Source organism: Plantibacter sp. ME-Dv--P-122b, from assembly GCF_030209375.1.
GTDB lineage: Bacteria > Actinomycetota > Actinomycetes > Actinomycetales > Microbacteriaceae > Plantibacter.
In genome coordinates this window covers 100,337-124,246 of sequence record NZ_JARVSC010000006.1, presented here as the reverse complement: position 1 = coordinate 124,246, position 23,910 = coordinate 100,337, and the positions used below count along the sequence as shown (strand labels likewise).

26 protein-coding genes are annotated in these 23,910 nt (G+C 70.0%); 13 read left to right on the top strand and 13 right to left on the bottom strand.

All coding sequences use genetic code 11. From position 1 onward, the window contains the following. The first annotated feature begins 95 nt into the window (after positions 1 to 95). On the top strand, positions 96 to 614 hold the full coding sequence (locus QRN19_RS13455) for a hypothetical protein (RefSeq protein ID WP_285027454.1): 519 nt from the start codon (positions 96 to 98) through the stop codon (positions 612 to 614). Positions 615 to 643: 29 nt separating this feature from the next. Beyond that, on the top strand, positions 644 to 949 hold the full coding sequence (locus QRN19_RS13450; protein WP_285027452.1) for a hypothetical protein: 306 nt from the start codon (positions 644 to 646) through the stop codon (positions 947 to 949). Positions 950 to 1,018: 69 nt separating this feature from the next. On the opposite strand, the gene ychF is transcribed toward QRN19_RS13450, so the two are convergent. Then, positions 1,019 to 2,092 (bottom strand): redox-regulated ATPase YchF, encoded by a 1,074-nt coding sequence (gene ychF / locus QRN19_RS13445; protein ID WP_285027451.1) that lies wholly within the window; start codon positions 2,090 to 2,092, stop codon positions 1,019 to 1,021. A 132-nt stretch (positions 2,093 to 2,224) separates the two neighbouring features. Between ychF and QRN19_RS13440 the strand changes: the two genes are divergently transcribed. Both QRN19_RS13440 and QRN19_RS13435 read left to right on the top strand, forming a co-directional pair. Further along, positions 2,225 to 2,806, top strand: a complete 582-nt coding sequence (locus QRN19_RS13440) for an exonuclease domain-containing protein (RefSeq protein ID WP_064296572.1) — start codon at positions 2,225 to 2,227, stop codon at positions 2,804 to 2,806. Positions 2,807 to 2,864: 58 nt separating this feature from the next. After that, a complete protein-coding gene (locus QRN19_RS13435; protein ID WP_285027450.1) occupies positions 2,865 to 4,244 on the top strand; it encodes a DNA recombination protein RmuC in 1,380 nt (459 codons plus the stop codon). Between the two features lie 79 nt (positions 4,245 to 4,323). On the opposite strand, the gene glpX is transcribed toward QRN19_RS13435, so the two are convergent. Both glpX and QRN19_RS13425 read right to left on the bottom strand, forming a co-directional pair. Further along, positions 4,324 to 5,322, bottom strand: coding sequence for a class II fructose-bisphosphatase (glpX, locus tag QRN19_RS13430; protein WP_064296437.1), 999 nt, complete (start codon positions 5,320 to 5,322; stop codon positions 4,324 to 4,326). Positions 5,323 to 5,372: 50 nt separating this feature from the next. Further along, positions 5,373 to 6,368, bottom strand: coding sequence for a fructose-bisphosphatase class II (locus tag QRN19_RS13425; protein ID WP_285027449.1), 996 nt, complete (start codon positions 6,366 to 6,368; stop codon positions 5,373 to 5,375). Positions 6,369 to 6,444: 76 nt separating this feature from the next. On the opposite strand from QRN19_RS13425, the gene fbaA reads away from it, so the two are divergent. After that, positions 6,445 to 7,470: a class II fructose-bisphosphate aldolase gene (fbaA, locus tag QRN19_RS13420; RefSeq protein WP_285027448.1), complete on the top strand. Its 1,026-nt coding sequence runs from the start codon at positions 6,445 to 6,447 to the stop codon at positions 7,468 to 7,470. Positions 7,471 to 7,532: 62 nt separating this feature from the next. Here the strand turns inward: fbaA and QRN19_RS13415 are convergent, their stop codons facing one another. Together QRN19_RS13415 and QRN19_RS13410 are read right to left on the bottom strand one after the other, a co-directional pair. After that, entirely contained in the window at positions 7,533 to 8,141 is a 609-nt protein-coding gene (locus QRN19_RS13415) for a DUF6264 family protein (RefSeq protein ID WP_285027447.1), read from the bottom strand. Next, positions 8,138 to 9,169: a 4-hydroxy-3-methylbut-2-enyl diphosphate reductase gene (locus QRN19_RS13410; protein ID WP_071261248.1), complete on the bottom strand. Its 1,032-nt coding sequence runs from the start codon at positions 9,167 to 9,169 to the stop codon at positions 8,138 to 8,140. Before QRN19_RS13410 ends, QRN19_RS13415 begins: the two co-directional genes overlap by 4 nt. Before the next feature lie 134 nt (positions 9,170 to 9,303). Here QRN19_RS13410 and xseA point away from each other — a divergent pair, with 134 nt between their 5' ends. The 5 genes from xseA (at position 9,304) to QRN19_RS13385 (ending at position 13,610) form a co-directional block, all read left to right on the top strand. Next, entirely contained in the window at positions 9,304 to 10,563 is a 1,260-nt protein-coding gene (gene xseA, locus QRN19_RS13405) for an exodeoxyribonuclease VII large subunit (protein WP_285027446.1), read from the top strand. Between the two features lie 9 nt (positions 10,564 to 10,572). Then, positions 10,573 to 10,809: an exodeoxyribonuclease VII small subunit gene (locus QRN19_RS13400; RefSeq protein ID WP_285027445.1), complete on the top strand. Its 237-nt coding sequence runs from the start codon at positions 10,573 to 10,575 to the stop codon at positions 10,807 to 10,809. Then, positions 10,806 to 11,501, top strand: coding sequence for a DUF4245 domain-containing protein (locus tag QRN19_RS13395; protein ID WP_285027444.1), 696 nt, complete (start codon positions 10,806 to 10,808; stop codon positions 11,499 to 11,501). The genes QRN19_RS13400 and QRN19_RS13395 overlap by 4 nt, the downstream gene beginning before the upstream one ends. Further along, positions 11,498 to 12,139, top strand: coding sequence for a carbonic anhydrase (locus tag QRN19_RS13390; RefSeq protein WP_064296442.1), 642 nt, complete (start codon positions 11,498 to 11,500; stop codon positions 12,137 to 12,139). The genes QRN19_RS13395 and QRN19_RS13390 overlap by 4 nt, the downstream gene beginning before the upstream one ends. 67 nt (positions 12,140 to 12,206) lie before the next feature. Further along, entirely contained in the window at positions 12,207 to 13,610 is a 1,404-nt protein-coding gene (locus QRN19_RS13385) for a class II fumarate hydratase (RefSeq protein ID WP_082455866.1), read from the top strand. 72 nt (positions 13,611 to 13,682) lie between these two features. Here QRN19_RS13385 and QRN19_RS13380 read toward each other — a convergent pair whose 3' ends face one another. From QRN19_RS13380 to QRN19_RS13365, 4 genes are all read right to left on the bottom strand, one after another. After that, positions 13,683 to 14,264 (bottom strand): prepilin peptidase, encoded by a 582-nt coding sequence (locus QRN19_RS13380; RefSeq protein WP_285027443.1) that lies wholly within the window; start codon positions 14,262 to 14,264, stop codon positions 13,683 to 13,685. A gap of 100 nt (positions 14,265 to 14,364) precedes the next feature. Further along, positions 14,365 to 15,789, bottom strand: a complete 1,425-nt coding sequence (gene phoH2, locus QRN19_RS13375; protein WP_086473691.1) for an RNA 5'-3' helicase PhoH2 — start codon at positions 15,787 to 15,789, stop codon at positions 14,365 to 14,367. A gap of 203 nt (positions 15,790 to 15,992) precedes the next feature. After that, the gene (locus QRN19_RS13370) at positions 15,993 to 17,147 is read right to left on the bottom strand and encodes an aminotransferase class V-fold PLP-dependent enzyme (protein ID WP_285027442.1); all 1,155 of its coding nucleotides are present in this window, start codon (positions 17,145 to 17,147) and stop codon (positions 15,993 to 15,995) included. A gap of 8 nt (positions 17,148 to 17,155) precedes the next feature. Continuing rightward, positions 17,156 to 17,938: an isoprenyl transferase gene (locus QRN19_RS13365; protein WP_191940762.1), complete on the bottom strand. Its 783-nt coding sequence runs from the start codon at positions 17,936 to 17,938 to the stop codon at positions 17,156 to 17,158. Positions 17,939 to 18,011: 73 nt separating this feature from the next. On the opposite strand from QRN19_RS13365, the gene trhA reads away from it, so the two are divergent. Continuing rightward, a complete protein-coding gene (gene trhA, locus QRN19_RS13360) occupies positions 18,012 to 18,728 on the top strand; it encodes a PAQR family membrane homeostasis protein TrhA (RefSeq protein ID WP_079705497.1) in 717 nt (238 codons plus the stop codon). 43 nt (positions 18,729 to 18,771) lie between these two features. Here the strand turns inward: trhA and QRN19_RS13355 are convergent, their stop codons facing one another. Continuing rightward, on the bottom strand, positions 18,772 to 19,095 hold the full coding sequence (locus QRN19_RS13355; protein WP_285027440.1) for a hypothetical protein: 324 nt from the start codon (positions 19,093 to 19,095) through the stop codon (positions 18,772 to 18,774). Further along, a complete protein-coding gene (gene mca, locus QRN19_RS13350) occupies positions 19,092 to 19,967 on the bottom strand; it encodes a mycothiol conjugate amidase Mca (RefSeq protein ID WP_285027439.1) in 876 nt (291 codons plus the stop codon). The genes QRN19_RS13355 and mca overlap by 4 nt, the downstream gene beginning before the upstream one ends. 168 nt (positions 19,968 to 20,135) lie before the next feature. Here mca and QRN19_RS13345 point away from each other — a divergent pair, with 168 nt between their 5' ends. Next, a complete protein-coding gene (locus tag QRN19_RS13345; protein WP_158596544.1) occupies positions 20,136 to 20,570 on the top strand; it encodes a DUF4307 domain-containing protein in 435 nt (144 codons plus the stop codon). 156 nt (positions 20,571 to 20,726) lie between these two features. Then, positions 20,727 to 21,218, top strand: a complete 492-nt coding sequence (greA, locus tag QRN19_RS13340; protein WP_285027438.1) for a transcription elongation factor GreA — start codon at positions 20,727 to 20,729, stop codon at positions 21,216 to 21,218. 86 nt (positions 21,219 to 21,304) lie between these two features. On the opposite strand, the gene ilvA is transcribed toward greA, so the two are convergent. Continuing rightward, positions 21,305 to 22,561, bottom strand: coding sequence for a threonine ammonia-lyase (gene ilvA, locus QRN19_RS13335; protein WP_285027436.1), 1,257 nt, complete (start codon positions 22,559 to 22,561; stop codon positions 21,305 to 21,307). Next, complete coding sequence (locus QRN19_RS13330; RefSeq protein ID WP_285027435.1) at positions 22,558 to 23,880, bottom strand: AI-2E family transporter; 1,323 nt, start codon at positions 23,878 to 23,880, stop codon at positions 22,558 to 22,560. Before QRN19_RS13330 ends, ilvA begins: the two co-directional genes overlap by 4 nt. Between the last annotated feature and the right edge of the window lie 30 nt (positions 23,881 to 23,910).

Sequence of the window (23,910 nt, the reverse complement as noted above, 5' to 3'; positions counted from 1 at the left end):
GCCCGTTCGGGTGGCGCCTCATCGAGCGTACCGCCGGAGCAGGACCCCACTGGCGGCAGGGGGTCGGAACCATCGGCGTGTGCCACCATCGATCCATGCGCGAATCGCCCGATCGTCCCGTCGCCGTCCGTGCGACGGCGTTCCGTGGCGCGTCGAGATGGCGCCGACGGTCGCTGCGGTTCGTCGGCTACGACGCCCTCCTGCCGGACGGTTCCGCCAGGTTCGACGTGGATCTCGCCGCAGCCATGCCCGCCCACCCGGCGGATGCCTCGACCCGCGACGCGAACGTCCACGACCGCTGCCCCGAGGTCGGTGCCGGTCCGTGGGTCGACGAGTTCGGGCGTGCCGTCGACGGGCCGGACGACGGCGGACCGCCACTGAGCGCACGGCGCCGCGCGCGCCCGCGACCCACCGACCTGCCCGACCGCCGCCCATCGGCGAAGGTCGGACGACGCTGGCGCACCGGGTTCGGCGTGGCAGCGCTCGGCCTCGGCGCCCTGCTCGTCATCGGCCCGCTCCGCGACACCCCCGTGGGCTTCCTCGGGGTGGTCAGCGCTTTCGCCGGGCTCGCAGCCCTATTGGGCTTGGTCCCCCGCGCCAAACGCTGGTGGTGACGGTGCGCTACGTCGACCATGAACCAGGAATGTGGTTCCTCGTCGAGCAGGAGGGTTCGCTCTACCTCGACGCGAGGTACAGCTACAGCGCTCTCATCGACGATTCCGCGCTCATCCGGCTGAACGACACCGAGCTCACCGCCTACCTCGCGGGCGACCACGATGTCCTGTCCGACCTCGCCGGACGCGTCCACAACAGTGCCCCCTACCGGAGTGAATCGCCGTTCTTCAGCAGGGATCTGTACCGCACCGCAGACGGCGCGCAGTATCGCGACGCCGTCTCCGCGGCGATCGCCGATCACACGTGGATCGCGGAGCAGCGGCGGAAGCGGTAACCACCACCGAGGGTGCTCATTCCGTCGAGGTTGGCGCTGGTGGACGACGAAACGTGCGCTTTCGACGGGCTAGACGTTGAAGCGGAACTCCACGACGTCGCCGTCCTGCATGACGTAGTCCTTGCCCTCCATACGGGCCTTGCCCTTGGAGCGGGCCTCAGCGACGGAGCCCGTCTCCACAAGGTCGTCGAACGAGATGACCTCGGCCTTGATGAATCCCTTCTCGAAGTCCGTGTGGATCACGCCGGCCGCCTGGGGTGCCTTGGCACCCTGCGGGATCGTCCACGCACGTGACTCCTTCGGTCCCGCCGTGAGGTAGGTCTGCAGGCCGAGCGTCGCGAAGCCGATGCGTGCGAGCTGGTCGAGGCCGGACTCGGTCTGGCCGGTCGACTCGAGCATCTCGCGGGCGTCGTCCTCGTCGAGGTCGACGAGCTCCGACTCGAGCTTCGCATCGAGGAAGACGGCCTTCGCCGGCGCCACGAGCGCGGCCAGCTCGTCGAGCTTCGCCTGGTCCTGGAGGACGTCCTCGTCGACGTTGAACACGTAGATGAACGGCTTGGCCGTGAGGAGACCGAGCTCCTTGACGGGCGCGAGGTCGATCTTCGTCGCCGAGAGCGGGGTGCCGGCGTTCAGCGCGTCCTGCGCCTCCTTCGCCGCCGCGAGGACGGAGGGGTCGAGCTTCTTGCCCTTGACCTCCTTCTCGAACCGGGTGATCGCCTTCTCGAGCGTCTCGAGGTCGGCGAGGATGAGCTCCGTGTTGATCGTCTCCATGTCGGACGCCGGGTTCACGTCGCCGTCGACGTGCACGACGTCGGGGTCGGCGAAGCCACGGACGACCTGCGCGATGGCGTCGGCCTCACGGATGTTGGCGAGGAACTTGTTGCCGAGCCCCTCTCCCTCGCTCGCGCCCTTGACGATGCCGGCGATGTCGACGAAGGACACCGCGGCGGGCAGGATGCGCTCGCTGCCGAAGATCTCCGCGAGCTTGCCGAGCCGGGCGTCGGGCAGTTCGACCACGCCGACGTTCGGCTCGATCGTCGCGAACGGATAGTTCGCTGCGAGCACGTTGTTGCGCGTGAGCGCGTTGAACAGGGTGGACTTGCCGACGTTGGGCAGGCCGACGATGCCGAGAGTAAGAGCCACGAGGGTCTATCGTACTTGGCCGCGCGTCCTCGTGGGTCGCACCTCCGCTCCGGGCACGGATCGGCACCGTCGATCGAGCGTCATGCGGCGTGCCACCCGAGCGGTGTCGGACCCTGGTGCGAGGGTGAGGACGTGCCACTGGATTTCACCGCAATCGACTTCGAGACCGCGAACTCGTCATCCGCCTCCGCCTGCAGCGTGGGCCTCGTCAGGGTGCGCGACGGCATCGTCGTCGACCGCGCGGGCTGGCTCATCCAGCCCCCTGCCGGACACGACGCCTTCCTCGAGTGGAACACCCGCATCCACGGGATCGTCGCGACCGACGTCCTCGGTGCCCCGGGTTGGGCGGACCAGCTCGACACGCTGCTCGACTTCGCCCAGGGCGACGCCCTGGTAGCCCACAACGCCGGCTTCGACATGGGCGTCATCCGCGGTGGCTGCGCCGCCACCGGCCTCGACTGCCCCGACCTCAGCTACCTGTGCAGCCTCAACGTCGCCCGCAAGACGTACCAGCTCGACTCCTACCGGCTCCCCGTGGCGGCCCTCGCCGCCGGGTTCGACGACTTCCAGCACCACGACGCCACCGGCGACGCCGAGGCCTCCGCGCACATCATCATCCACGCCGCCGCCCGCCACGGCGCCTCCTCGATCGCCGAACTCGCGCAGCTCACGAGCGTGAAGATCGGCCGGATCGGGACGGCCGTCGCCGCCTGAGCCCGCGGTCGCCGCGCGGCCTCCGAGCGATGTCGGCGGCCCGCGACACACTGAGGGCATGGACAGCGCACTCGCCCTCGGGATCGGCCTCCTCATCGGACTCGTCATCGGCGCAGCCGTGGCGGTCCTCCTGCTGCAGCGGCGCACCGGCGCGGGTTCGGTCGACCCGGCGCTGCTCGAGGCCAGGCACACCGCCCAGCTCGCCGACCTCCGCGGCCAGCAGACGCAACTCCTCGCCGACGCCTCCGCGCGGGAGGCGGAACTCCGCGCCGCGTTGCGCGCCGAACTCGCCGCGCTGGACGCCACGGCCGACGGTCTCGGGCGTGAGCTGAACGCCCAGCGCGAGCAGTACCGCGAGCTCGCGGAACGCCATCGCGCCGACGCCGAACGCCGATCGCGCCAGGAACACGAGGAGAGCCAGGTCCTGCAGGCCCTGGCTCCCGTGCAGCACAGCCTCGAACACATGCAGGCGAAGGTCGCGGAACTCGAGCAGCAGCGCAGTCGACAGCACGGCGAGCTCGCCCAGCAGCTGAAGACGGCTTCGGAGTCCGAGGAACGCCTGCGGTCGACGACGGAGTCGCTCGCCTCGGCGCTGCGCAACAACGCCACCCGCGGTGTCTGGGGCGAGACCCAACTCCGCAACGTCGTGGAAGCCGCGGGCCTCACGCAACGCGTCGACTTCGACCTGCAGTCGAGCATCACCGCTGACAACGGCATCGGCCGACCCGACATGGTCGTGCGTCTCCCCGGCGGCAAGTCGATCGCGGTCGACGCGAAGGTGCCGTTCGCGCAGTACCTCGAAGCCAGCACCATCCCCGTCACGGCGACGGGTGAGGAGGCCGCACGACGCACGGCCCTCCTCGCGCAGCACGTGAAGGCCGTGCGGTCGCACGTCGACGCCCTCGCGGCGAAGGGGTACTGGCGCGGACTCGAGTCGAGCCCGGAGTTCGTCATCTGCTTCATCCCGAGCGAGTCGCTCCTCGCCGCAGCACTCGAGGCCGACGCGAGCCTGCTCGACTACGCCTTCGGCAAACGGGTCGCCCTCGCCTCCCCCGTCAACCTCTGGGCGGTCCTCAAGACGGTCGCGTTCACCTGGCAGCAGGACGTCCTCACCGAGGACGCGAAGCGACTGTTCGACCTCGGCAAGGAGCTCTACCAGCGGCTCTCGACGCTGTCGGACCACGCCGACCGCCTGCGCCGGTCCATCGAGAGCACGGTCACCAACTACAACCAGTTCGCCTCGTCGTTCGAGACCCGCGTGCTCGTCACGGCGCGCAAGCTCGACGCCCTCGACGAGGCGACGGTCATCGGCCAGGTGAGCCAGAGCGACGCCTCGCCGAAGCGCCTCACCGCACCGGAGGCGCAGCCCTCGCCGGAGCCGTCCGGTGCCGAGCCGAGCGAGCTCGAGGCCCGGCTCGCGCACCGGCTCCAGGACTGACCGGCACGAACGCCGCACGACGAAGCGCCCGGCCCCACCGTGAGGTGGAACCGGGCGCTTCGCGCTGCTGAAGGAGCGGCTACAGCCACTTCGCAGCGAGGTGGTCTGCCTCGACACGACGGATGGTGCCGGACCGCGACCGCAGCACGAGGCTCTCGGTGCGGATGATCGGACCCTTGCGCTGCACACCGTCGACGAGTTCGCCGTGGGTGACGCCCGTCGCGACGAAGTACGTGTTGTCGCCGCGGACGAGGTCGTTCGCGCCGAGGACACGATCGAGGTCGTGACCGGCGGCAAGAGCACGCTCGCGCTCGGCGTCGTCCTTCGGCATGAGCTTGCCCTGGATGAGGCCACCCAGCGCCTTGACCGCACACGCGGTGATGATGCCCTCGGGCGTGCCGCCGATACCGACGCACATGTCGATCCGCGAGTCGTAGCGGGCGGCGTTGATGCCACCCGCGACGTCGCCGTCGAGCAGCAGTCGCGTCCCGGCACCGGCCGCGCGGATCTCCTCGATGAGCTGCGCGTGGCGCGGTCGGTCGAGGACGGCGACGCGGATGTCCTCGGGCTGCTTGCCCTTGGCCTTCGCGAGCTCGCGGATGTTGTCGCCGATGGACTGGCTGATGTCGACGACACCGATGCCGTCGGCGCCGGTGACGATCTTGTCCATGTAGAACACCGCGGACGGGTCGAACATGCTGCCGCGGTCGGACACGGCGATGACGGAGAGGGCGTTCTGACGCCCGGCGGCGGTGAGGCTCGTGCCGTCGATCGGGTCGACGGCGATGTCGCAGGACGGGCCGCGGCCGTTGCCGACGTGCTCGCCGTTGAACAGCATGGGCGCTTCGTCCTTCTCGCCCTCGCCGATGACGACCACGCCGTCGAAGTTGACGGTGCCGAGGAAGGCGCGCATCGCGTCGACCGCTGCGCCGTCGGCGGCGTTCTTGTCGCCTCGCCCGATGAACGGCGCCGCCCGGATCGCGGCGGCCTCCGTCGCTCTCACGAGCTCCATGGCGAGGTTACGGTCGGGCTGCAGATAGTGGGAGCCGGTTTCAGGCTGGGTCACTGGATCCTCCATGGATCGCTCGCCTCGTGGGACACGACGCTTCGGTGGATGAGGGTTTCAGCCTATCGAACCGGGCTGGGAAGGCCGGTGGGTGCGTCTCGATCGAGGCGCTTCCGTGACCTCGTCAGCGGGCTCCCGGGACCGACGACGACGGACTCGACCGTGACACCGCCGTCCGCTTCGGCCTGGACTCCGGCGAGTTCGGCTCCGGCGGCGAGCGCGGTCGACGTGACGGCGCTGAGCAGCAGCCAGGCGTCATCCCGGCAGAGTTCGTCGAGCGGGACCTCGCGGTCGAGATCGGTCCCTGCTTCGACGAGCCGCGCACGTTCCTCCGGCGACTGCGGTGCGAAGCGCGCCGTCATCCAGCCACCGAGCGCCCGGACCGCGGCAGCCGTGAGGATGCCCTCGGGGGCTCCGCCCACACCGAGGAGCAGATCGAGGTCGCCGTCGGCGGCCGCGGCCCGCAGGGACAGGGCGACGTCGCCGTCCATGAAGCTCACGAGCTCGGCTCCGGCGGCGATCACGGCTTGGGCGGTCGCTTTGTTCCGTGGGCGGTCCTGGACCGCGACCCGCAGCTGCTCGACCGGTCGCCCCAGCTGGGCCGCGAGCCGGTCGAGGGTCACCGCGATCGGGTCGGCCAGCGACAGCTCGCGTCCCCCACCGGCGGCGACGAGCTTCTCGAGGTAGTACGCCGGGCCGATGTCGAACATCGCACCGCGGGCCGCGATGGCGATCACGGCGACGGAGTCCGGCTTCCCGGAGGCCGCGAGCTTCGTGCCGTCCACGGGGTCGACGGCGAGGTCGATCGCCGGCCCCGCACCGGTGCCGAAACGCTCCCCGACGAAGAGCATGGGTGCCTGGTCCTTCTCGCCCTCGCCCACGACGACGCGCCCGTCGACCGGGAGCGATTCGAGCGCCCTGCGGAGCGCATCGACGGCGACCCCGTCGATACGCATGCCGTCACCGCCACCGACGAGACCCGCGACGGCGGCAGCGGCGGCCCTCGTGGCGTCGAGGAAGCCGTCGAGGAGGTCGGTGTCCGGAGCGCGCTCGATCATGTCCCCATCGTGCCGTATGCCTCGGAGCCCGAGTCAGTAGACTTCAAGGCGAATCGTCCCCACGCAAGGAGAAGACATGCCCGTCGCCACCCCGGAACAGTACGCAGCGATGCTCGACAAGGCGAAGTCGGACGGGTTCGCGTACCCGGCGTTCAACGTCTCGAGCAGCCAGACCATCAACTCCGTCCTCCAGGGCCTCACCGAGGCCGGTTCCGACGGCATCATCCAGGTCACCACGGGCGGCGCCGACTACTTCGCCGGCCACACCGTGAAGAACCGTGCCGCCGGCGCGATCGCCTTCGCGAAGTTCGCCACCGAGGTCGCCAAGAACTACCCCGTCACCGTCGCGCTCCACACCGACCACTGCCCGAAGGACGCGCTCGACGGCTTCGTCATGCCGCTCATCGCCGCCTCCGAAGAAGAGGTGAAGGCCGGTCGCAACCCGATCTTCCAGTCCCACATGTGGGACGGCTCGGCGGTCCCGCTCACGGAGAACCTCGAGATCGCGACCGAGATGCTCAAGCGCACCAAGGCCATCAACGCCATCCTCGAGGTCGAGATCGGCGTCGTCGGCGGCGAAGAGGACGGCGTCAGCCACGACATCAACGAGCACCTGTACACCACCCTCGACGACGCCATCGCGACCGTCGAGGCGCTCGGCCTCGGCGAGCAGGGTCGCTACATGGCCGCCCTCACCTTCGGCAACGTGCACGGGGTCTACAAGCCCGGCAACGTCAAGCTCCAGCCCGAGCTGCTGAAGACCATCCAGGACGGCCTCACCGCCAAGTACGGCCACGGCCCCAAGCCGCTCGACCTCGTGTTCCACGGCGGGTCGGGTTCCACCGACGCCGAGATCGCCGAGGCCGTCGCGAACGGTGTCGTCAAGATGAACATCGACACCGACACGCAGTACGCGTTCACGCGCTCGATCGCCGGCTACATGCTCTCGAACTACGAGGGCGTGCTGAAGCTCGACGGCGAGGTCGGCAACAAGAAGGTCTACGACCCCCGCGCCTGGGGCAAGGTCGCCGAGTCGGCGATGGCCGCTCGCGTCCTGGAGTCGACGAAGCAGCTCGGCTCGTACGGCACCAGCACCTCCTAGTCACCTGCACCAACAGAACGGGCCCGGCATCGCTGCCGGGCCCGTTCTCCGTGTGTGGACGACTACGGCTGCTGCGAGCGGACGTACTCCATGAACGCCGGGTCGGCGCCCATGGCCACGGCGAGACAGATCACCACGACCAGGTTCGCCGCGACACCGGCGACGAGCGGGATCCAGAAGGTCAGTCGACCCGCGCGGAGGGACCGGCTCGACAGGATGATGGCGCCCACCCACAGGGCGATCTGGAGACCGAGCGCCAGGATGCCCATGGCGCTCGCGAGACCGTCCGAGGAGTACCCCGAGACACCCATCTGCACGAGTGCGGGGCGGATCAGGCCGGGGAGGTCGAGCAGGCCCGGCATGGTCACGATCAGGCCGACGAGGCCGAGTCCGAGCAGGATCGACGTCGCGATCCGGTCTCCGGCGACGGGTCGTCTGGCGGCCACGGTCGGAGCGCCCGCCTGCGAAGCCTCAGGCTCATGCGCCTGCTCTCGCGTCTGCTCTCGGAGGGTCTGCTCCTGCCGCTGCCGCGGTTGCCGCTCGACGGGGACGACCGGTGCGATGCCGAGCTCCTCCGCCCGCTGCTCATCGATGGGCTCGGCGATCCGGGCACGCTGCTCCTCAGGGGACGCGTACTCACCGAACTGCGGACGGGGGCGGGATTCGCTCATGGTCGACGCCCTCCCAGGGCGCGCGGATCGGTCGTGCCGGCAAGGTCTTTGCGCAGCTCCTTCGGCAGGGAGAACATGAGGTCCTCCTCGGCCGTCTTGACTTCCTGCACCGCGCCGTAGCCGGCTCCGGAGAGTTCTTCGAGGACCTCGTCGACGAGGACCTCCGGAACGGAGGCGCCGCTCGTCACGCCGACGGTCACGACGCCGTCGAGCCAGGCCTGCTGGATCTCGTGCGCGTAGTCGACGCGGTAGGCGGCCTTCGCCCCGTACTCGAGCGCGACCTCCACGAGGCGCACCGAGTTCGAGGAGTTCGCCGACCCGACCACGATCACGAGGTCCGCGTCCTGGGCGACCTTCTTGATGGCCACCTGACGGTTCTGGGTCGCGTAGCAGATGTCGTCGCTCGGCGGATCCTGGAGCTTCGGGAACCGCTCGCGCAGGCGGCGGACCGTCTCCATGGTCTCGTCCACCGACAGCGTGGTCTGCGAGAGCCACACGACCTTGTCCGGGTCGGCGACGACGAGGTCGTCGACGGCCTCCGGGCTCGTCACGAGCGTGACGTGGTCGGGCGCCTCACCGGCCGTCCCCTCGACCTCCTCGTGCCCCTCGTGTCCGATCAGCAGGATCTCGTAGTCGTCGCGGGCGAAGCGCACGGCCTCGCGGTGGACCTTGGTGACGAGCGGGCAGGTGGCGTCGATCGCGAGCAGCCCGCGGTCGGCGGCCGCATCGACCACGGCGGGCGAGACGCCATGCGCACTGAAGACGATGTGGGCGCCGGAGGGCACCTCGTCGACCTCTTCCACGAACACCGCGCCCTGGGCCTCGAGCTGGTCGACGACGTGCACGTTGTGGACGATCTGCTTCCGGACGTACACCGGCGCGCCATAGTGCTCGAGGGCCTTCTCGACGGCGACGACCGCACGGTCCACGCCGGCGCAGTAGCCACGCGGGGCGGCGAGCAGGACGCGCTTCTCGCCGGCGACGGGGAGGTCTGCGAGGCGTCCGGCGATGCGTCGGAGCCTCGGCATGCCGAGGCCGATGGCTGGGGCGTCGCGGAGATCGGTCACGTGTGGATTCTACGCGGCAGCGCTCGGGAGTCGGCCGTGAACGGCCGGGTGGTCCGCGACCCCGCGCCGTCGGTGCTCGCGGCTAGGCTTGAGGGATGAGCGATGCACCGGCCACCATGGAAGCCCCCTGGCCGGTCGCGCTCCTCGGCACGAAGCTCCGCGACTACATCGACCGTCTCGGCACGGTCTGGGTCGAGGGCGAGATCACGCAGTGGGGCGCCTCGGGCGGCAACGTCTACGGCAAGCTCAAAGACCTCGAGATCGATGCGACGGTCGGGTTCACCATCTGGTCGTCCGTCCGGGCGAAGATCCCCGCCGATCTGAAGCAGGGCGACCACGTGGTCGCGTTGGTCAAGCCGAACTACTGGCTCAAGGGCGGCACGCTCACCATGCAGGTCATGGCGATGAAGCACGTCGGCATCGGCGACCTCCTCGAGCGACTCGAACGACTCCGTCGGCAGCTCGCCGAGGAGGGGCTCTTCGACGCGTCGCGCAAGCGGCCGCTCCCGTTCCTCCCGCAGTGCATCGGGCTCGTCACCGGCAAGGACTCCGACGCCGAGAAGGACGTCCTGCGCAACGCGGAACTGCGCTGGCCGTCGGTCCGGTTCCGCGTCGTCCACGCCGCCGTCCAGGGCGACCGCACCCCCGGCGACGTCGTGAGCGCCCTGCAGACGCTCGACGCCGACCCCGAGGTCGACGTCATCATCGTCGCGCGTGGCGGTGGCGACTTCCAGAACCTCCTCGGGTTCAGCGACGAACGCGTGGTCCGTGCCGCGGCCGCCTGCACCACGCCCCTCGTGAGCGCCATCGGCCACGAGGCGGACCGCCCGCTGCTCGACGACGTCGCCGACCTCCGCGCCTCCACGCCGACCGACGCCGCCAAGCGGGTCGTCCCCGACGTCGCGGAGGAGTTCGCACGCGTGCAGCAGGCACGGGTCCGGTTGTCCTCCCGGGTGACCTCGCTGCTCGGTCACGAGATCGACCGACTCGCGACCCTCCGCACCCGTCCCGCGCTCGCCGACCCGTCCTGGATCGTCGACTCACGGGCCGACGAGCTGACCCGGACGGTCGCGAGGGGTGCCGAGCTGATCGACCGCGCCGTCGAGCGCTCCCAGCGCGAAGTGGCGGAACTCCGCGCGCACCTCCGCGCCCTGTCACCGCAGCGCACGCTCGACCGCGGCTACGCCATCGTCCAGCGAGCGGACCCGGAGGCCGGCGTCCCTGGCGGCGCGGTCATCCGTGCGGAGGGCGACGCCCCCGCCGGGACGGAGCTCCTGGTCACCCTCGCCTCCGGCGCGATCGGCGCCTCCAGTACCGGCCCGGCCTCGGCTGCCGCCAGGACCGACGACGAATAGGATAGAAGCATGCCAACCCCCTCCGATGTCCAGGAGCTCAGCTATGAGCAGGCACGCGACGAGCTCGTGCGTGTCGTGTCCGAGCTGGAGCAGGGCTCGGCGTCGCTCGAGGACTCCCTCCGGCTCTGGGAGCGCGGTGAACAGCTCGCCCAGCGCTGCGAGGAGTGGCTGATCGGCGCGAAGGCACGGTTGGACGCGGCTCGCGCCGCCCAGCTCGGATCCGGCACTCCGGACGCATCGCAGTGAAGGACACCAAGCCGCCGCGCGTCGTGGCCGAGCTCGGCCGCCCCGAGACGCCGCAGGAGACCGCCGACCGCAAGGCGGAGAACTCCCGCCTGTACCGCTCGCGCAAGACCGTCAACAACCTCGTCCTGTCGCTCCTGGCCACGGTCGGCCTCGTGGTCGTGATCGTGCTCGCCGTGCCCCGAGGTGAGGCCCCGGAACGCCCGACCGTCGACTACGCGCAGCTCGCCGGCCAGGCGCAGCCCGACCTCCCCGTCCCGCTCCTCACCCCCGAGCTCGGCGACGACTGGGGCAGCAACTACGCCGACGTCCGCACCGCAGCCTCACCGGTCGCCGGCACGCCCGACATCCGCTCCTGGAACGTCGGACTCATCTCCCCCGACGACGAGTTCGTCGGTCTCGTCCAAGGCGTGGACGCCAACGACACCTGGCTCCTCGCCGAGCTCGACGAAGCCCGCCCCACCGGAACCGTCACGATCGACGGCGTCGAGTGGGTCGAATACGCGAACGGCAGCGGCTCCGACGACGGCAACGTCGCCTACGCCCTGTCGACCGTCGCCGGTCGGAGCACGATCGCCGTGTTCGGCACGGCGAAGCCCGAGTACGTCCTCGATGTCGCACGGTCCGTGCGCACCGGGGTCGCCGCCAACCTCGACGCGCCGTCGGGCGCCCCTGCAGAAACGGACTCCGAATGACCCAGAAGCGCCCCGGTGCCGTCTGGCGCGAGATGCAGCGCGGGAACGCGCGGTTCGTCGCCGGTCAGCCCGCCCACCCCCGCCAGGACGTCGAACGCCGCGCCACCCTCGCGCACTCCCAGGCCCCGGAGGCGGTCATCTTCGGCTGCTCCGACTCCCGCCTCGCGGCCGAGATCATCTTCGACAAGGGACTCGGCGACCTCTTCGTCGTCCGCAACGCCGGCCAGATCGTCTCCGACTCGGTGCTCGGTACTCTGGAGTACGCCGTCGGCGTCCTGCAGGTCCCACTCATCCTCGTGCTCGCGCACGACGAGTGCGGCGCCGTCCGCGCGGCGATCGACTCGCAGATCGAGGACGCCACCCCGCTCCCCCCGTACATCGACCAGCTGATCCAGCAGATCGTCCCCGCTGTGAGTGCGGTCGCCGGCCCTGCACCGATCGACGCCGCATCCGTCGATACCTCCGAGGTCGGACGACGCCACCTCCGTCGCACCGTCATGGAGGTCGTCTCGCGCTCCGAGCTCATCAGCGACGCCGTGGCGGCCGGGACGGTCGCCATCATCGGCGCGAACTACAAGCTCCTCGAGGGCACCGCCGTCGCCGACATCGTGATCGGCGACGTCACCGTCCCCGAATGACCTCCACCCCGCTCACCGACCGGTCGAGCGCAGCACCACCGCAATCGCACGAAGGAGAACGAACAGCGTGGTAGACACCTCAGCAACCGAGTACCGCATCGAACACGACACCATGGGCGAGGTGCGGGTCCCCGCGAACGCGCTCTACGGTGCGCAGACACAGCGGGCCGTCGAGAACTTCCCGATCTCGGGCAGCGGGCTCGAGTCGGCGCAGATCGCCTCGCTGGCCCGGATCAAGAAGTCCGCGGCACTCGCCAACGCCAAGCTCGGCGTCCTCGACCAGGGTGTCGCCGACGCGATCGCCGCTGCGGCCGACGAGGTCATCACCGGCGCGCACGACGCGCAGTTCCCGGTCGACACCTACCAGACCGGCAGCGGCACCTCGTCGAACATGAACATGAACGAGGTCCTCGCCACGCTCGCGAGCGCCCGCCTCGGCAGCCCGGTGCACCCGAACGACCACGTCAACGCCTCGCAGTCCTCCAACGACGTCTTCCCGACCTCGGTGCACATCGCGGTCACGAGCGCCCTCATCGACGACCTCATCCCGGCCCTCGACCACCTGGCGGTGTCGCTCGAGCGCAAGGCCGAGCTGTGGAAGACCGCGGTGAAGCCCGGCCGGACGCACCTCATGGACGCCACGCCGGTCACCCTCGGCCAGGAGTTCGGTGGCTACGCCCGCCAGATGCGTCTCGGCATCGAGCGCGTGCGCACGGCGCTCCCCCGCGTCGCAGAGGTCCCGCTCGGCGGCACCGCGACGGGCACCGGCATCAACACGCCGAAGGGCTTCCCGCAGCTCGTCATCGAGCTGCTCGCTCAGGAGACCGAGCTGCCCATCACCGAGGCCCAGGACCACTTCGAGGCCCAGGGCGCACGCGACGGACTCGTCGACGCCTCGGGAGCCCTCCGGGTCATCGCGGTGAGCCTCACGAAGATCTGCAACGATCTCCGCTGGATGGGCTCCGGCCCGAACACCGGTCTCGGCGAGCTGCACATCCCCGACCTGCAGCCGGGATCCTCGATCATGCCCGGCAAGGTGAACCCCGTGATCCCGGAGGCCGTCCTGATGGTCGGCGCGCGGGTCATCGGCAACGACGCGACCATCGCCTGGGCCGGTGCCTCGGGCTCCTTCGAGCTCAACGTGGCGATCCCGGTCATGGGTACGGCGCTCCTCGAGAGCATCCGTCTCCTGTCGAACGCGACCCGGGTCCTCGCCGACAAGACCGTCGACGGCCTCGAGGCCAACCTCGACCGCGCGGCGGCACTCGCCGGCTCCTCGCCATCGATCGTCACCCCGCTGAACAAGATCATCGGTTACGAGTCGGCGGCGAAGATCGCCAAGCACTCCGTCGCGAAGGGACTGACCGTCCGCGAGGCCGTCGTCGACCTCGGATTCGTCGAGCGCGGCGAGATCACGGAGGAGCAGCTCGACACGGCGCTCGACGTCCTCTCGATGACGCACCCCGGCTGAGTCGACCCGCTCGTCGAACGACCGAACGGCCCCGGAACCCTCGCGGTCCCGGGGCCGTCTCCGTCCGAGCGGTCACGCCGAGGCGGCGATGGCGCACCAGCAGCCGAGGAGCAGGAACGGGCCGAGCGGGATGCGCGTGCGCCAACCGGCGGAGCCACCACGTGAGCGTGCGAGAAGCACGACGACCGCGCCCGTGAGGCCGGCCGAGGAGACCGACACCACCGCGAAGAGCAGTACCGCGGACGTCCCGAAGCAGCCGGCCGCGAGGCCGAGCAGCGCGCCGAGCTTCACGTCCCCCATGCCCAGCCCTCCGAAGAGGGCGCACGCGTACAGGACGGCGCCGACCGCGAACCCCATCAGGAGCGGTTCGAGCAGGGGCATCTGACGCACCGCTGCATCGACCGCGCTGACCGGCACCGCGATGGCGAGCGCCGGCAGCACGAGACGGTTCGGGAGCCGCCGCTCCGCGATGTCGATGCGCACGAGCGGCGGCGTGATGCACGCGAGCCATGCGAGCACGATGACGACCGGACGCGGGTCGGGGCCGAGCCGGGCCACCGTGACGGCCACGAGCAGCAGCGTCGAGCCGGCCATCGCCGCGGTAGCGACACGCGGGCGGAGCCGCCTGCCGGTGGAAGTCGGTCGCGAGGGCATCCCGTCAGGATAGGAGGATCCTCATGCCGGCCTTCGGCGTTCTCCACAGGCGGTCGGAGCCGGCGGAGCGAGCCTCGCGAGCCCGCTCCGCCGACGGCCGCTAGGCCAGTTCGTTCCCTTCGAGCATCTCGGTCACGAGTGCCGCGATGGCCGAGCGCTCCGAACGCGTCAGCGTGACGTGTGCGAACAGCGGGTGCCCCTTGAGCGTCTCGATCACCGAGGCGACGCCGTCGTGTCGGCCGACGCGCAGGTTGTCGCGCTGGGCGACGTCGTGCGTGAGGACGACCCGCGAGTTCTGCCCGATCCGGCTGAGGACCGTGAGGAGGACGTTGCGCTCGAGCGACTGGGCCTCATCGACGATCACGAAGGCGTCGTGGAGCGACCGGCCGCGGATGTGCGTCAGCGGGAGCACCTCGAGGATCCCCCGCTCCACCACCTCGTCGAGCACGTTCTGCGAGACGACCGCGCCGAGCGTGTCGAAGATCGCCTGCCCCCAGGGGTTCATCTTCTCGCCCTGATCGCCGGGCAGGTACCCGAGCTCCTGGCCGCCGACCGCGTACAGCGGGCGGAACACCATGATCTTCTTGTGCGCCTGTCGCTCGAGGACGGCCTCCAGACCCGCGCAGAGGGCGAGCGCGGACTTCCCCGTCCCTGCTCGACCTCCTAGCGAGAGGATCCCGATCTCGGGGTCGAGCAGGAGGTCGATCGCGAGCCGCTGCTCGGCCGAGCGTCCGTGCAGACCGAAGACGTCGCGGTCGCCGCGGACGAGCTTGTAGCTGCGCTTGCCCGTGACCCGCCCGAGTGCGGATCCCCGGTCGGAGTGGATCACGAGGCCCGTGTTGATCGGCAGGTCCTCGATGATCGGCGTCGTCCCCTCCTCGCGCTCCCACAGCGTGCTCATGTCCTCGGAGCCGAGGGTGATCTCGGACATGCCCGTCCAGCCGGAGTCGACCGCGAGTTCCGCCCGGTACTCCTCCGCCTGCAGACCGATGGACGCCGCCTTGACGCGCAGCGGCAGGTCCTTGGACACGACCGTGACCGTCAGGCCGTCGTTCGCCAGGTTCAGCGCGACCGCGAGGATGCGCGAGTCGTTGTCGCCGAGCTGGAGACCGGACGGCAGTGAGGCCATGCTCGAGTGGTTGAGTTCGACCCGCAGGGACCCGCCGTCACCGACGGGGATCGGGAAGTCGAGGCGTTCGTGCTCGATGCGGAGCTCGTCGAGGATGCGGAGCGCCTGACGCGCGAAGTAGCCGATCTCGGGGTCGTTGCGCTTGCCCTCGAGCTCGCTGATGACGACGACCGGGATGACGACGGCATGCTCGGCGAACCGGAAGAGCGCCTTGGGGTCCGACAGCAGCACGGAGGTGTCGAGCACGTAGGTGATCTCGGCCTGCGCCTGATCTCCTCCGCTCGCCGTGTGGTCGGCGGGTCGCCGGCTCGGTCTCGTCGACGCGTCCCGCGTCTCGGTCCCGGCTGACGTGTTCTGGATTTCTCGCGAGGCCACAACCACTCCCACCCCGAGCATCTGATGCTCGGATCACTGTGCGAAACGGCCGCCTGCAGGGTTTCGAGCCGAACTTGTGTGGCCGTCTCGACCGGGCTCCATGCCCGATGAGATGAACGTACGTCCGGCCGCCGACATCGACGCGACGACACGCCCCGTGTCCTGTTACGGGGAGGTGAACAGATGGGGGCCGTCTCCTGGCCCGCCGGTGGTCGGACGACGGCTCAGTAGCTCGCGGCCGTCGCGAACGAGAGCAGCGCGCCGCGCAGCTGATCGAGCGTCTGCCGACTGGTACCGGCGTGCACGCTGAGTCGCACGGCGCCCGCGCGCATCGTCGCGGTGACACCGTGGTTCTCGAGCGAGGTCCACAGCGTGTCGAGGACGGACTCCTCCGGCTCCAGGACGACGATGCCCGCGCGTTCGTGCTCGTCCCGCGACGAGACCACCGCGACACCGAGCTCGTCCGCGAGCTCGATCACCTCGGCCGTGAGCTCGGCGATCGCGGCGTGGACCGTCGCGGTCCCGACGGCGACCGTGTCCTCCAGGGACGCCGCGAACCGCGCCGCCGCGAGCGGGTCGGGCCTGGTGATCGAGTACGCCCGCGCCGATCGACTCGGTGCCGGCGTCGCGCTGAACGGCCAGGCCTCGTCGGTGCCGGTCACGCCCGAGAAGACCGGCTCGAGTCGCTCGACGGCGCGGTCGCTCAGAGCGAGGAATCCGGTGCCCCAGCCTGCGCGCATCCACTTCTGCCCACCCGAGGCGACCACGTCGGCGACGGCGTAGGGGGCGTCGACCACACCGAAGCCCTGGATGGCGTCGACGATCAGGAGGCGGTCGCCGATCACCTCGCGAACGGCTTCGAGGTCGCAGACGTAGCCGGTGCGGTAGTCGACGAGGCTCACGGCCACGGCGGTGACGGTGTCGTCGAGCTGCGCGCGCACGCTCTCGGCCGTCACGTGTCCGCGTCGCGTCTCGAGCCATCTCGGCGTGAGCAGGTGTCGGTGCTCGGCGGCCCGCTCCGCGGCGAGCGGCAGCGTGGGGTATTCCAGGCGGGAGAGCAGGACCGTGCCGCTCAGGCCGAACATCGCGTGCATGAGGCCCTGCGAGGTGTTGGGCTGGGCGACGACCTGGTCGGCTCGGAACCCGGTGAGCGTCCCGACGGCGGTCCGCATCCGTTCGTCCTGACCGTCGACCGCGCCGAGCGTGCCGGGGGTCGCACTCGCGAGCACATCGTTCCAGCGGGCGGCCTCGAGGACGACGGATTCGGCCAACGGACCGACGCTGCCGTAGTTGAGATAGCCGGAGACCTCACCGAATCCCGCTTGGAACATCTCCAACCGGGACGCCGTCTCCGGCTCATCCGGCTCCGAGGCGGGCATGGACCGGCTCATCCGCCGAACCGCCGCTGCCGCCTGGAGAAGTCGCGGAGGGCGCGCAGGAAGTCGACCTCGCGGAGGTCGGGCCCGAGCGCTTCGACGAAGTAGAACTCGCTGTGGGCGCTCTGCCAGAGCATGAAGTCGCTCATCCGCTGTTCGCCGCTGGTGCGGATGACGAGGTCGGGATCGGGCTGGCCTCCCGTGTAGAGGTGCTCGCCGATGAGGTCGGGGGTGAGCAACGCTGCGAGGTCTTCCAGGCTCCGACCCTCGAGGTGGTGCTTGGCGACGATCGCGCGCATCGCGTCCACGATCTCAGTGCGGCCGCCGTAGCCGACCGCGAGGTTGATGTGCATGCCGGATCGATCGGCCGTGCGCTCCTCGGCGCTCGTCAACGCCGTGCGCAACGACTCCGGGAGCCCCTCGCTCGAACCGACGTGCTTCACGCGCCAGTCACGGTAGTGCGACAACCCCTCGGCGAGATCGGCGATGATGTCGACGAGGTCATCCAGCTCGTCCGGTGCGCGGTTCACCAGGTTGTCGCTCGACAGCAGGTACAGGGTGACGACGCCGATACCGAGGTCGTCGCACCAGGTCAGGAACTCGCGCATCTTCGCCGCACCGGCCCGGTGGCCGTGCGCCGCGGTGTCGTACCCGAGCTGCTTGGCCCACCGCCGGTTGCCGTCGATGATCATCGCGACATGGTGCGGCAGCGTCTGCGGAGTCAGCGCCTTCCGGAGGCGCCGTGCGTAGACGCCGTACAGGAAGCCGTCCACCGGTGCGGAATGCCTCGTCATCACCCTGCAACGCTAGTGCAGTTTCCTGCATCGCTCCCAGTACGCGTTCCGCGCCACCCCGTATCCTGGACCCATGACGAGTGGAGACCCCGAGCTGCCGAAGCTGCCGTTGCTCGAGGTCGCAGCCGACGATGCCGCCGCACCGGAGGAGGTCAAACCGACCTGGCGCGGATGGCTGCACGCCGGGATCTTCCCCATCTCGATCGTCGCCGGGATCGTCCTCGTCGTGCTCGCACAGGGTGCGGCCGCGAAGTGGAGTTCGACGGTGTTCGTGCTCACGTCGATGCTGCTCTTCGGGAACTCGGCGCTGTACCACCGGTTCTCCTGGCGCCCCTCGGTCAAGCTCCTCCTCAAGCGGATCGACCACGCCAACATCTTCCTGTTGATCGCCGGCACCTACACGCCGCTCGCCGTGCTCGCACTGCCACCGGCGCAGGGCAACCTCCTGCTCGTGCTCGTCTGGGGCGGCGCGCTCCTCGGCATCGGCTTCCGCGTGTTCTGGATCAACGCCCCGCGGTGGCTCTACGTCCCGCTCTACCTGGCGCTCGGATGGGGTGCGGTCGCGTACCTCGGCGACATCGCCCGCGGCAACTTCGCGACGATGGTGCTCGTCGCCGCCGGTGGTCTGTTCTACACGGTCGGCGCGGTCATGTACGCGATGAAGCGACCGAACCCCTGGCCGGGGCGGTTCGGGTTCCACGAGCTCTTCCACCTGTGCACGGTGCTCGCGTTCCTCTGCCACTGGACCGGGATCCTGCTGATCGCGATCGACCCGGTCTACAACCGCTGACGACCGGCCGCCCACCGAGCGGCGAGGCGTCGCGGTGGTGGTGTCAGCGGGTCGGCTGGTCCGACGGCGGACGAGGGTCGTTCTCGATGCCTGCGGGGCCCGCCTCACCGGTGTCGCTCCCCGCTCGGTCCGCCGCTGCCCGCTCGGCGACCTCGGCCTGGAGCCGCTCGTCGATCTCCGCGCGGTAGTTGACCCGACGCACGCGACGCACCATGTCGATGACGAGGAAGACGACGATGCCGGCGATGGCGAAGGTGATCACGAAGCCCCACGGTCCCGGCGTCACCTGGTTCTCGTCGAACGCCGGCGAGGGCGACGGCGACGGCGTGACCGCCAACAGGACCTCGGTGAACAGGTGGTGCATCATGCGGTTCCTTCGCTGGTGTCGATGCCGTCGAACAGCTCCGACTCTGGGGTGGTCGACGCGACGTGCGACGTGACCAGTTGGTAGTCCTCGAACGGCCATGCGGCACGGAGGACGTCGTTGGGCCAGAAGAAGAACGGCGAGTCGGGTGGCACCTGGCTGCCGTGCGCCCGGAGCGCAGCGTCGCGCGCCTCGAAGAAGTCACCGACGCGCACGTGCGTCGTCGCGAGATCCGGCCGGCCGGCCATCCACTCGCGCATCTCGGCCAGTCGCTCGACCGCCGGGTCGTCGGGGTGGTGCTCCAGCAGGTAGGCGTACACGGCTTCGAGCCGGGCGGGGCTGAACGAGCGGTCGTAGTAGAGCTTGTCGACGCGCCAGGGCTCGCCCGCTTCGGGATAGCGGGCAGGGTCGGCCGCCGCTTCGAACGCGGCGACGCTCACCTCGTGGCACCGGATGTGGTCGGGGTGCGGGTAGCCCCCGTTCTCGTCGTAGGTGACGATGACCTGCGGTCGGAAGGAGCGGACGATGCGCACGAGCACACCGGTCGAGACCTCGAGGGGGATGTCGGCGAAGCTCGCGGGTGGGACCGTACCGTCGTCGCGGGCCATCCCGCTGTCCTGATAGCCGAGCCACCGGTGCTCGATGTCGAGGATCTCCTGCGCCGCGGCCATCTCGAGGCGACGGTAGCCGGGGAGGTCGCGCTCGATCATCGCGACGTCGGCGAGGCCCGGGTTCTGGAGGTCGCCGCGTTCGCCACCCGTGCAGCTGACGACCATGACCTCGGCGCCGAGGCTCCGGTAGTGCGCGAGGGTCGCCGCTCCCTTGCTCGACTCGTCGTCGGGGTGCGCGTGCACGGCGAGCAGTCTCATGGTCATGGTGCTCCGCCTTCCGGCTGGTCTGCGCGAGGGGACCGCTTCGCGACTCGGGACGTGACGACGCGGTCGGGACTCCGCATCCAGGAAGAGGCAATACGCTTGAGGTGTCGACCTCGAGGCGTCTCGCACTCCTGGTCCAGCTTAACCGTTCGAACCGGAGCCCGTGACGTGACCTCTCCCCTGCAGGATGCCGGCCCCCAGGACGCCATCGCGGCGCGATACGGACGCACCCCTGGCAACCGCGCCCGCGACCGCCGCCTCATCTGGCTGGCCGCCGCAGCGTTCGCCGTCGTCTTCATCGCGTGGGTCGTGTGGGCCGGTCTCGACGGCAGTCGGCCGAGCATCGAGTCGCGCAACACGGCGCACGAGATCGTCGACGACACGATGGTCAGCGTGTCCTTCGAGGTCACCGGTCCGCAGGACACCCCCATGGCGTGCTCGGTCCAGGCGCTCAACGAGCAGTTCGCGGTTGTCGGTTGGAAGGTCGTCGAGCTGCCGCCGTCCGAGCAGCGCACCCGCACCTTCACGGAGAGCGTCCGCACCACGGAGCTCAGCAACACCGGTGTCGTCGACACCTGCTGGGTGGTCGAGCACCGCTCCTGACCAGTGACGGCGTCGGCGCGTGCGCCGCACTCCCGCACCGATCGTGCGATACTCGAAGGCAGTACTTCATACGCCCCGGCATTCCGCCGGGGCGTCTGGCATATGACGGGCGTTTCGGCCGTCGTGTGCGGACCCACCATGCAAAGGAGTTCCATCGTGTCCGAGCAGATCCAGGAGACGTTCCTCACCCAGCAGGCCTTCGACCGGCTGCAGGCGGAACTCGAACACCTCAGCACGACGGGCCGCGAGGAGATCGCCAAGCGCATCGAAGCGGCTCGTGAAGAGGGCGACCTCAAGGAGAACGGCGGCTACCACGCCGCGAAGGACGAGCAGGGCAAGCAGGAGGCCCGTATCCGGACGCTCACGCAGATGCTGCGCGACGCCAAGGTGAGCGAGGCACCGCAGTCCAACGGCGTCGTGGAGTCCGGCACCGTCATCACGGCCGTCGTCGCGGGCGGCGAGGAGCGCTTCCTGCTCGGCAGCCGCGAGATCGCGGGCAACACCGACCTCGACGTCTACAGCGAGGGCAGCCCGCTCGGCGCCGCCATCCTCGGTCTGAAGATCGGCGACTCGACCACCTACGAGGCGCCGAACGGCAAGCAGATCACCGTGTCGATCAGCGCGGTGGAGACCTACACCGGTTCCTGATCCAGCAGGTCGCGTCCCCGCGACCGAGCAGACGCACGAAGGGCCCCGCCGATACGGCGGGGCCCTGCTGCGTTCCGTCAGTCGGATCAGTCGTCGACGATCTGCGGGTCGTACCCCGCCTCGCGGAGCGTCTGCACGACGAGGTCGCGGTGGTCGGGCCCGCGCGTCTCGATGCTGAGCTCGAGTTCGACGTCGCTGATCTGCAGGCCGTGGCCGTGTCGGGTGTGCAGCACCTCGATGACGTTCGCATTGGCCTGCGCGACGAGCTCCGCCGTCCGTGCGAGCTGGCCCGGTCGGTCGGGAAGCGGGATGCGCAGGGTCAGGTAGCGGTCCGACGCCGCGAGGCCGTGGCTGACGACCCGCTGCAGCAGGAGCGGGTCGATGTTGCCGCCGGAGAGGATGGTGACCGTCGTGCCGGTCGGCTCGATCTTCCCGGCCAGGATCGCCGCGACACCGGCTGCTCCGGCAGGTTCGACGACGAGCTTGGCGCGCTCGAGGAGGACGACGATGGCCCGGGCGAGGTCGTCTTCGCTGACGGTGACGACCTCGTCCACGAGGGCGCTGATCATCTCGAAGTTGAGCTCTCCGGGACGCGCCACGGCGATGCCGTCGGCGATGGTCGGCTGCACGGTGATGGTCGTCGGGGTTCCGGCCTCCAGCGACACCGGGTACGCGGCCGCGTTCGCCGCCTGGACGCCGATCACGCGGATGGTGCGCCCTTCGAGGGCCGCGCGTTGCTTCATGACGCCCGCGACACCCGAGATGAGCCCGCCGCCGCCGATCGGCACGATGACCGTCTCGACGTCGGGGACCTCCTCGAGGATCTCGAGCCCGAGCGTGCCCTGCCCGGTGATGACGTCCGGGTGGTCGAACGGCGGGATGAGGATGGCACCGGTCTCCGCGGCGAACTCGGCGGCGGCGATCAGCGGTTCCGCCACCGTGTGGCCGCGCAGGATGACGTGCGCACCGTAGTCGCGTGTGGCGGCGAGCTTCGGGAGCGGGACGCCGACCGGCATGAAGATGGTCGCGGTGATGCCGAGCTCACGGGCGGCGAAGGCGACGCCCTGCGCGTGGTTGCCCGCTGAGGCGGCGACGACGCCGCGCGCGCGCTCCTCAGGGGTCAGGCTGGACATGCGGTTGTACGCGCCGCGGATCTTGTAGGAGCCGGTGCGCTGGAGGTTCTCGCACTTGAGGTGCACGGGCACGCCGAGGACGTCGGCGAGGTAGCGGGAGCTCTCCATCGGCGTGCGCTGGACGGTACCGACGAGGGTGTCCCTGGCCCGCTCGAACGCGGCGAGCGACGGGCCGGGGAACACGGGTGTGGTGGTCGTTGAATCGGTCATGGTGTGCGGGGTCCTGGACTTTCTGGGGACGAGGTCTCTCGGAGGTCTTCGCTGGGGTGCTGGGGCTCCTGATCGCCTGGGCGATCCTGCGGCTCGTGGGACGAGCGGGAGCCCGGACGGATTCGCCTGGGGCTCGGGACGGTCTGCCAGATGGCGCCGTCGACGTCCGGCTCCGGCGGAGCGCTGCCGCCGGTCCGCCAGGTGCCGCTGGCGATGGTGTGGACCATCACGTTGATCACGGCCACCACGGGCACCGCGAACAGGGCCCCGGGGATGCCGGCGACGAGCGTGCCGCCCGCGACGGCGAGGACGACGGCGAGCGGGTGGACCTTGACGGCCGTACCCATGATGAGCGGCTGCAGGACGTGCCCCTCGAGCTGCTGGACGAGGAGCACGACACCGAGCATGAGCAACGCGATGACGGGACCGTTGTAGACGAGTGCGAGGAAGACGGCCACGGCGCCGGTCACGACGGCACCGACGATCGGCACGAACGAGCCGAGGAAGACGAGCACGGCGACCGGGATCGCGAGCGGGACGCCGAGGAAGAACGCGCCGAGTCCGATCCCGACCGCGTCGATCGAGGCCACGAGGATCTGCGTGCGGACGTAGTTGCCGAGCGTCCGCCAGCCTGCGCGACCGGCGCTGTCGACGGCGGGGCGTGCCCGTTGCGGGAAGACGCGCACGGTCCACCGCCAGATCGTCCGGCCGTCGATGAGCATGAACAGCAGACAGAAGAGTGTCAGGAAGACGCCCGTCGCGACATGGCCGAGCGTCGAACCGATCGACAGGGCGCCCGAGAGCAGGACCTGGCTGTCCTGCTGGAGCGAGTCGAACGCCTGGGCGATGAAGTCGTTGAGCTGTGCCTCCGTCACGTGCAACGGGCTGGCGAGCAGGAAGGCCTTGAAGTCGCCGTAGGCGGTCATGGTTCGGGCCTGCACGGAGGCGAACTGCGACGTGATCTGCGAGATCGCGAGGAAGATCAGTCCGCTCACCACGGAGAGCGTGCCGATCATCGCGAGCGCGATGGCGAGACCCTTCGGCCAGCGGTGTCGCACCAGGACGTCGACGAGGGGTTTCAGCAGCGCGGAGACGAGGACGGCGATGAGCAGCGGGATCACGATGAGGCGGAGCTGCACGACGAGGAAGACGAGCAGCGCGACGACCGCGGCCACCAGCAGGATCCGCCAGGACCACGCTGCGGCCACGCGCATGCCGCGCGGGACGCTGCTCGACCCGCTCAGGTCCGGTTCGCGCACGGGCGAGGCCGCTTCAGGGAGGAAGCGTCCCCACCAGGTCTTCGGAGTGTCGTCCGCCATTGCTCAAGTGTAGGGCTGGCACATGCCGGT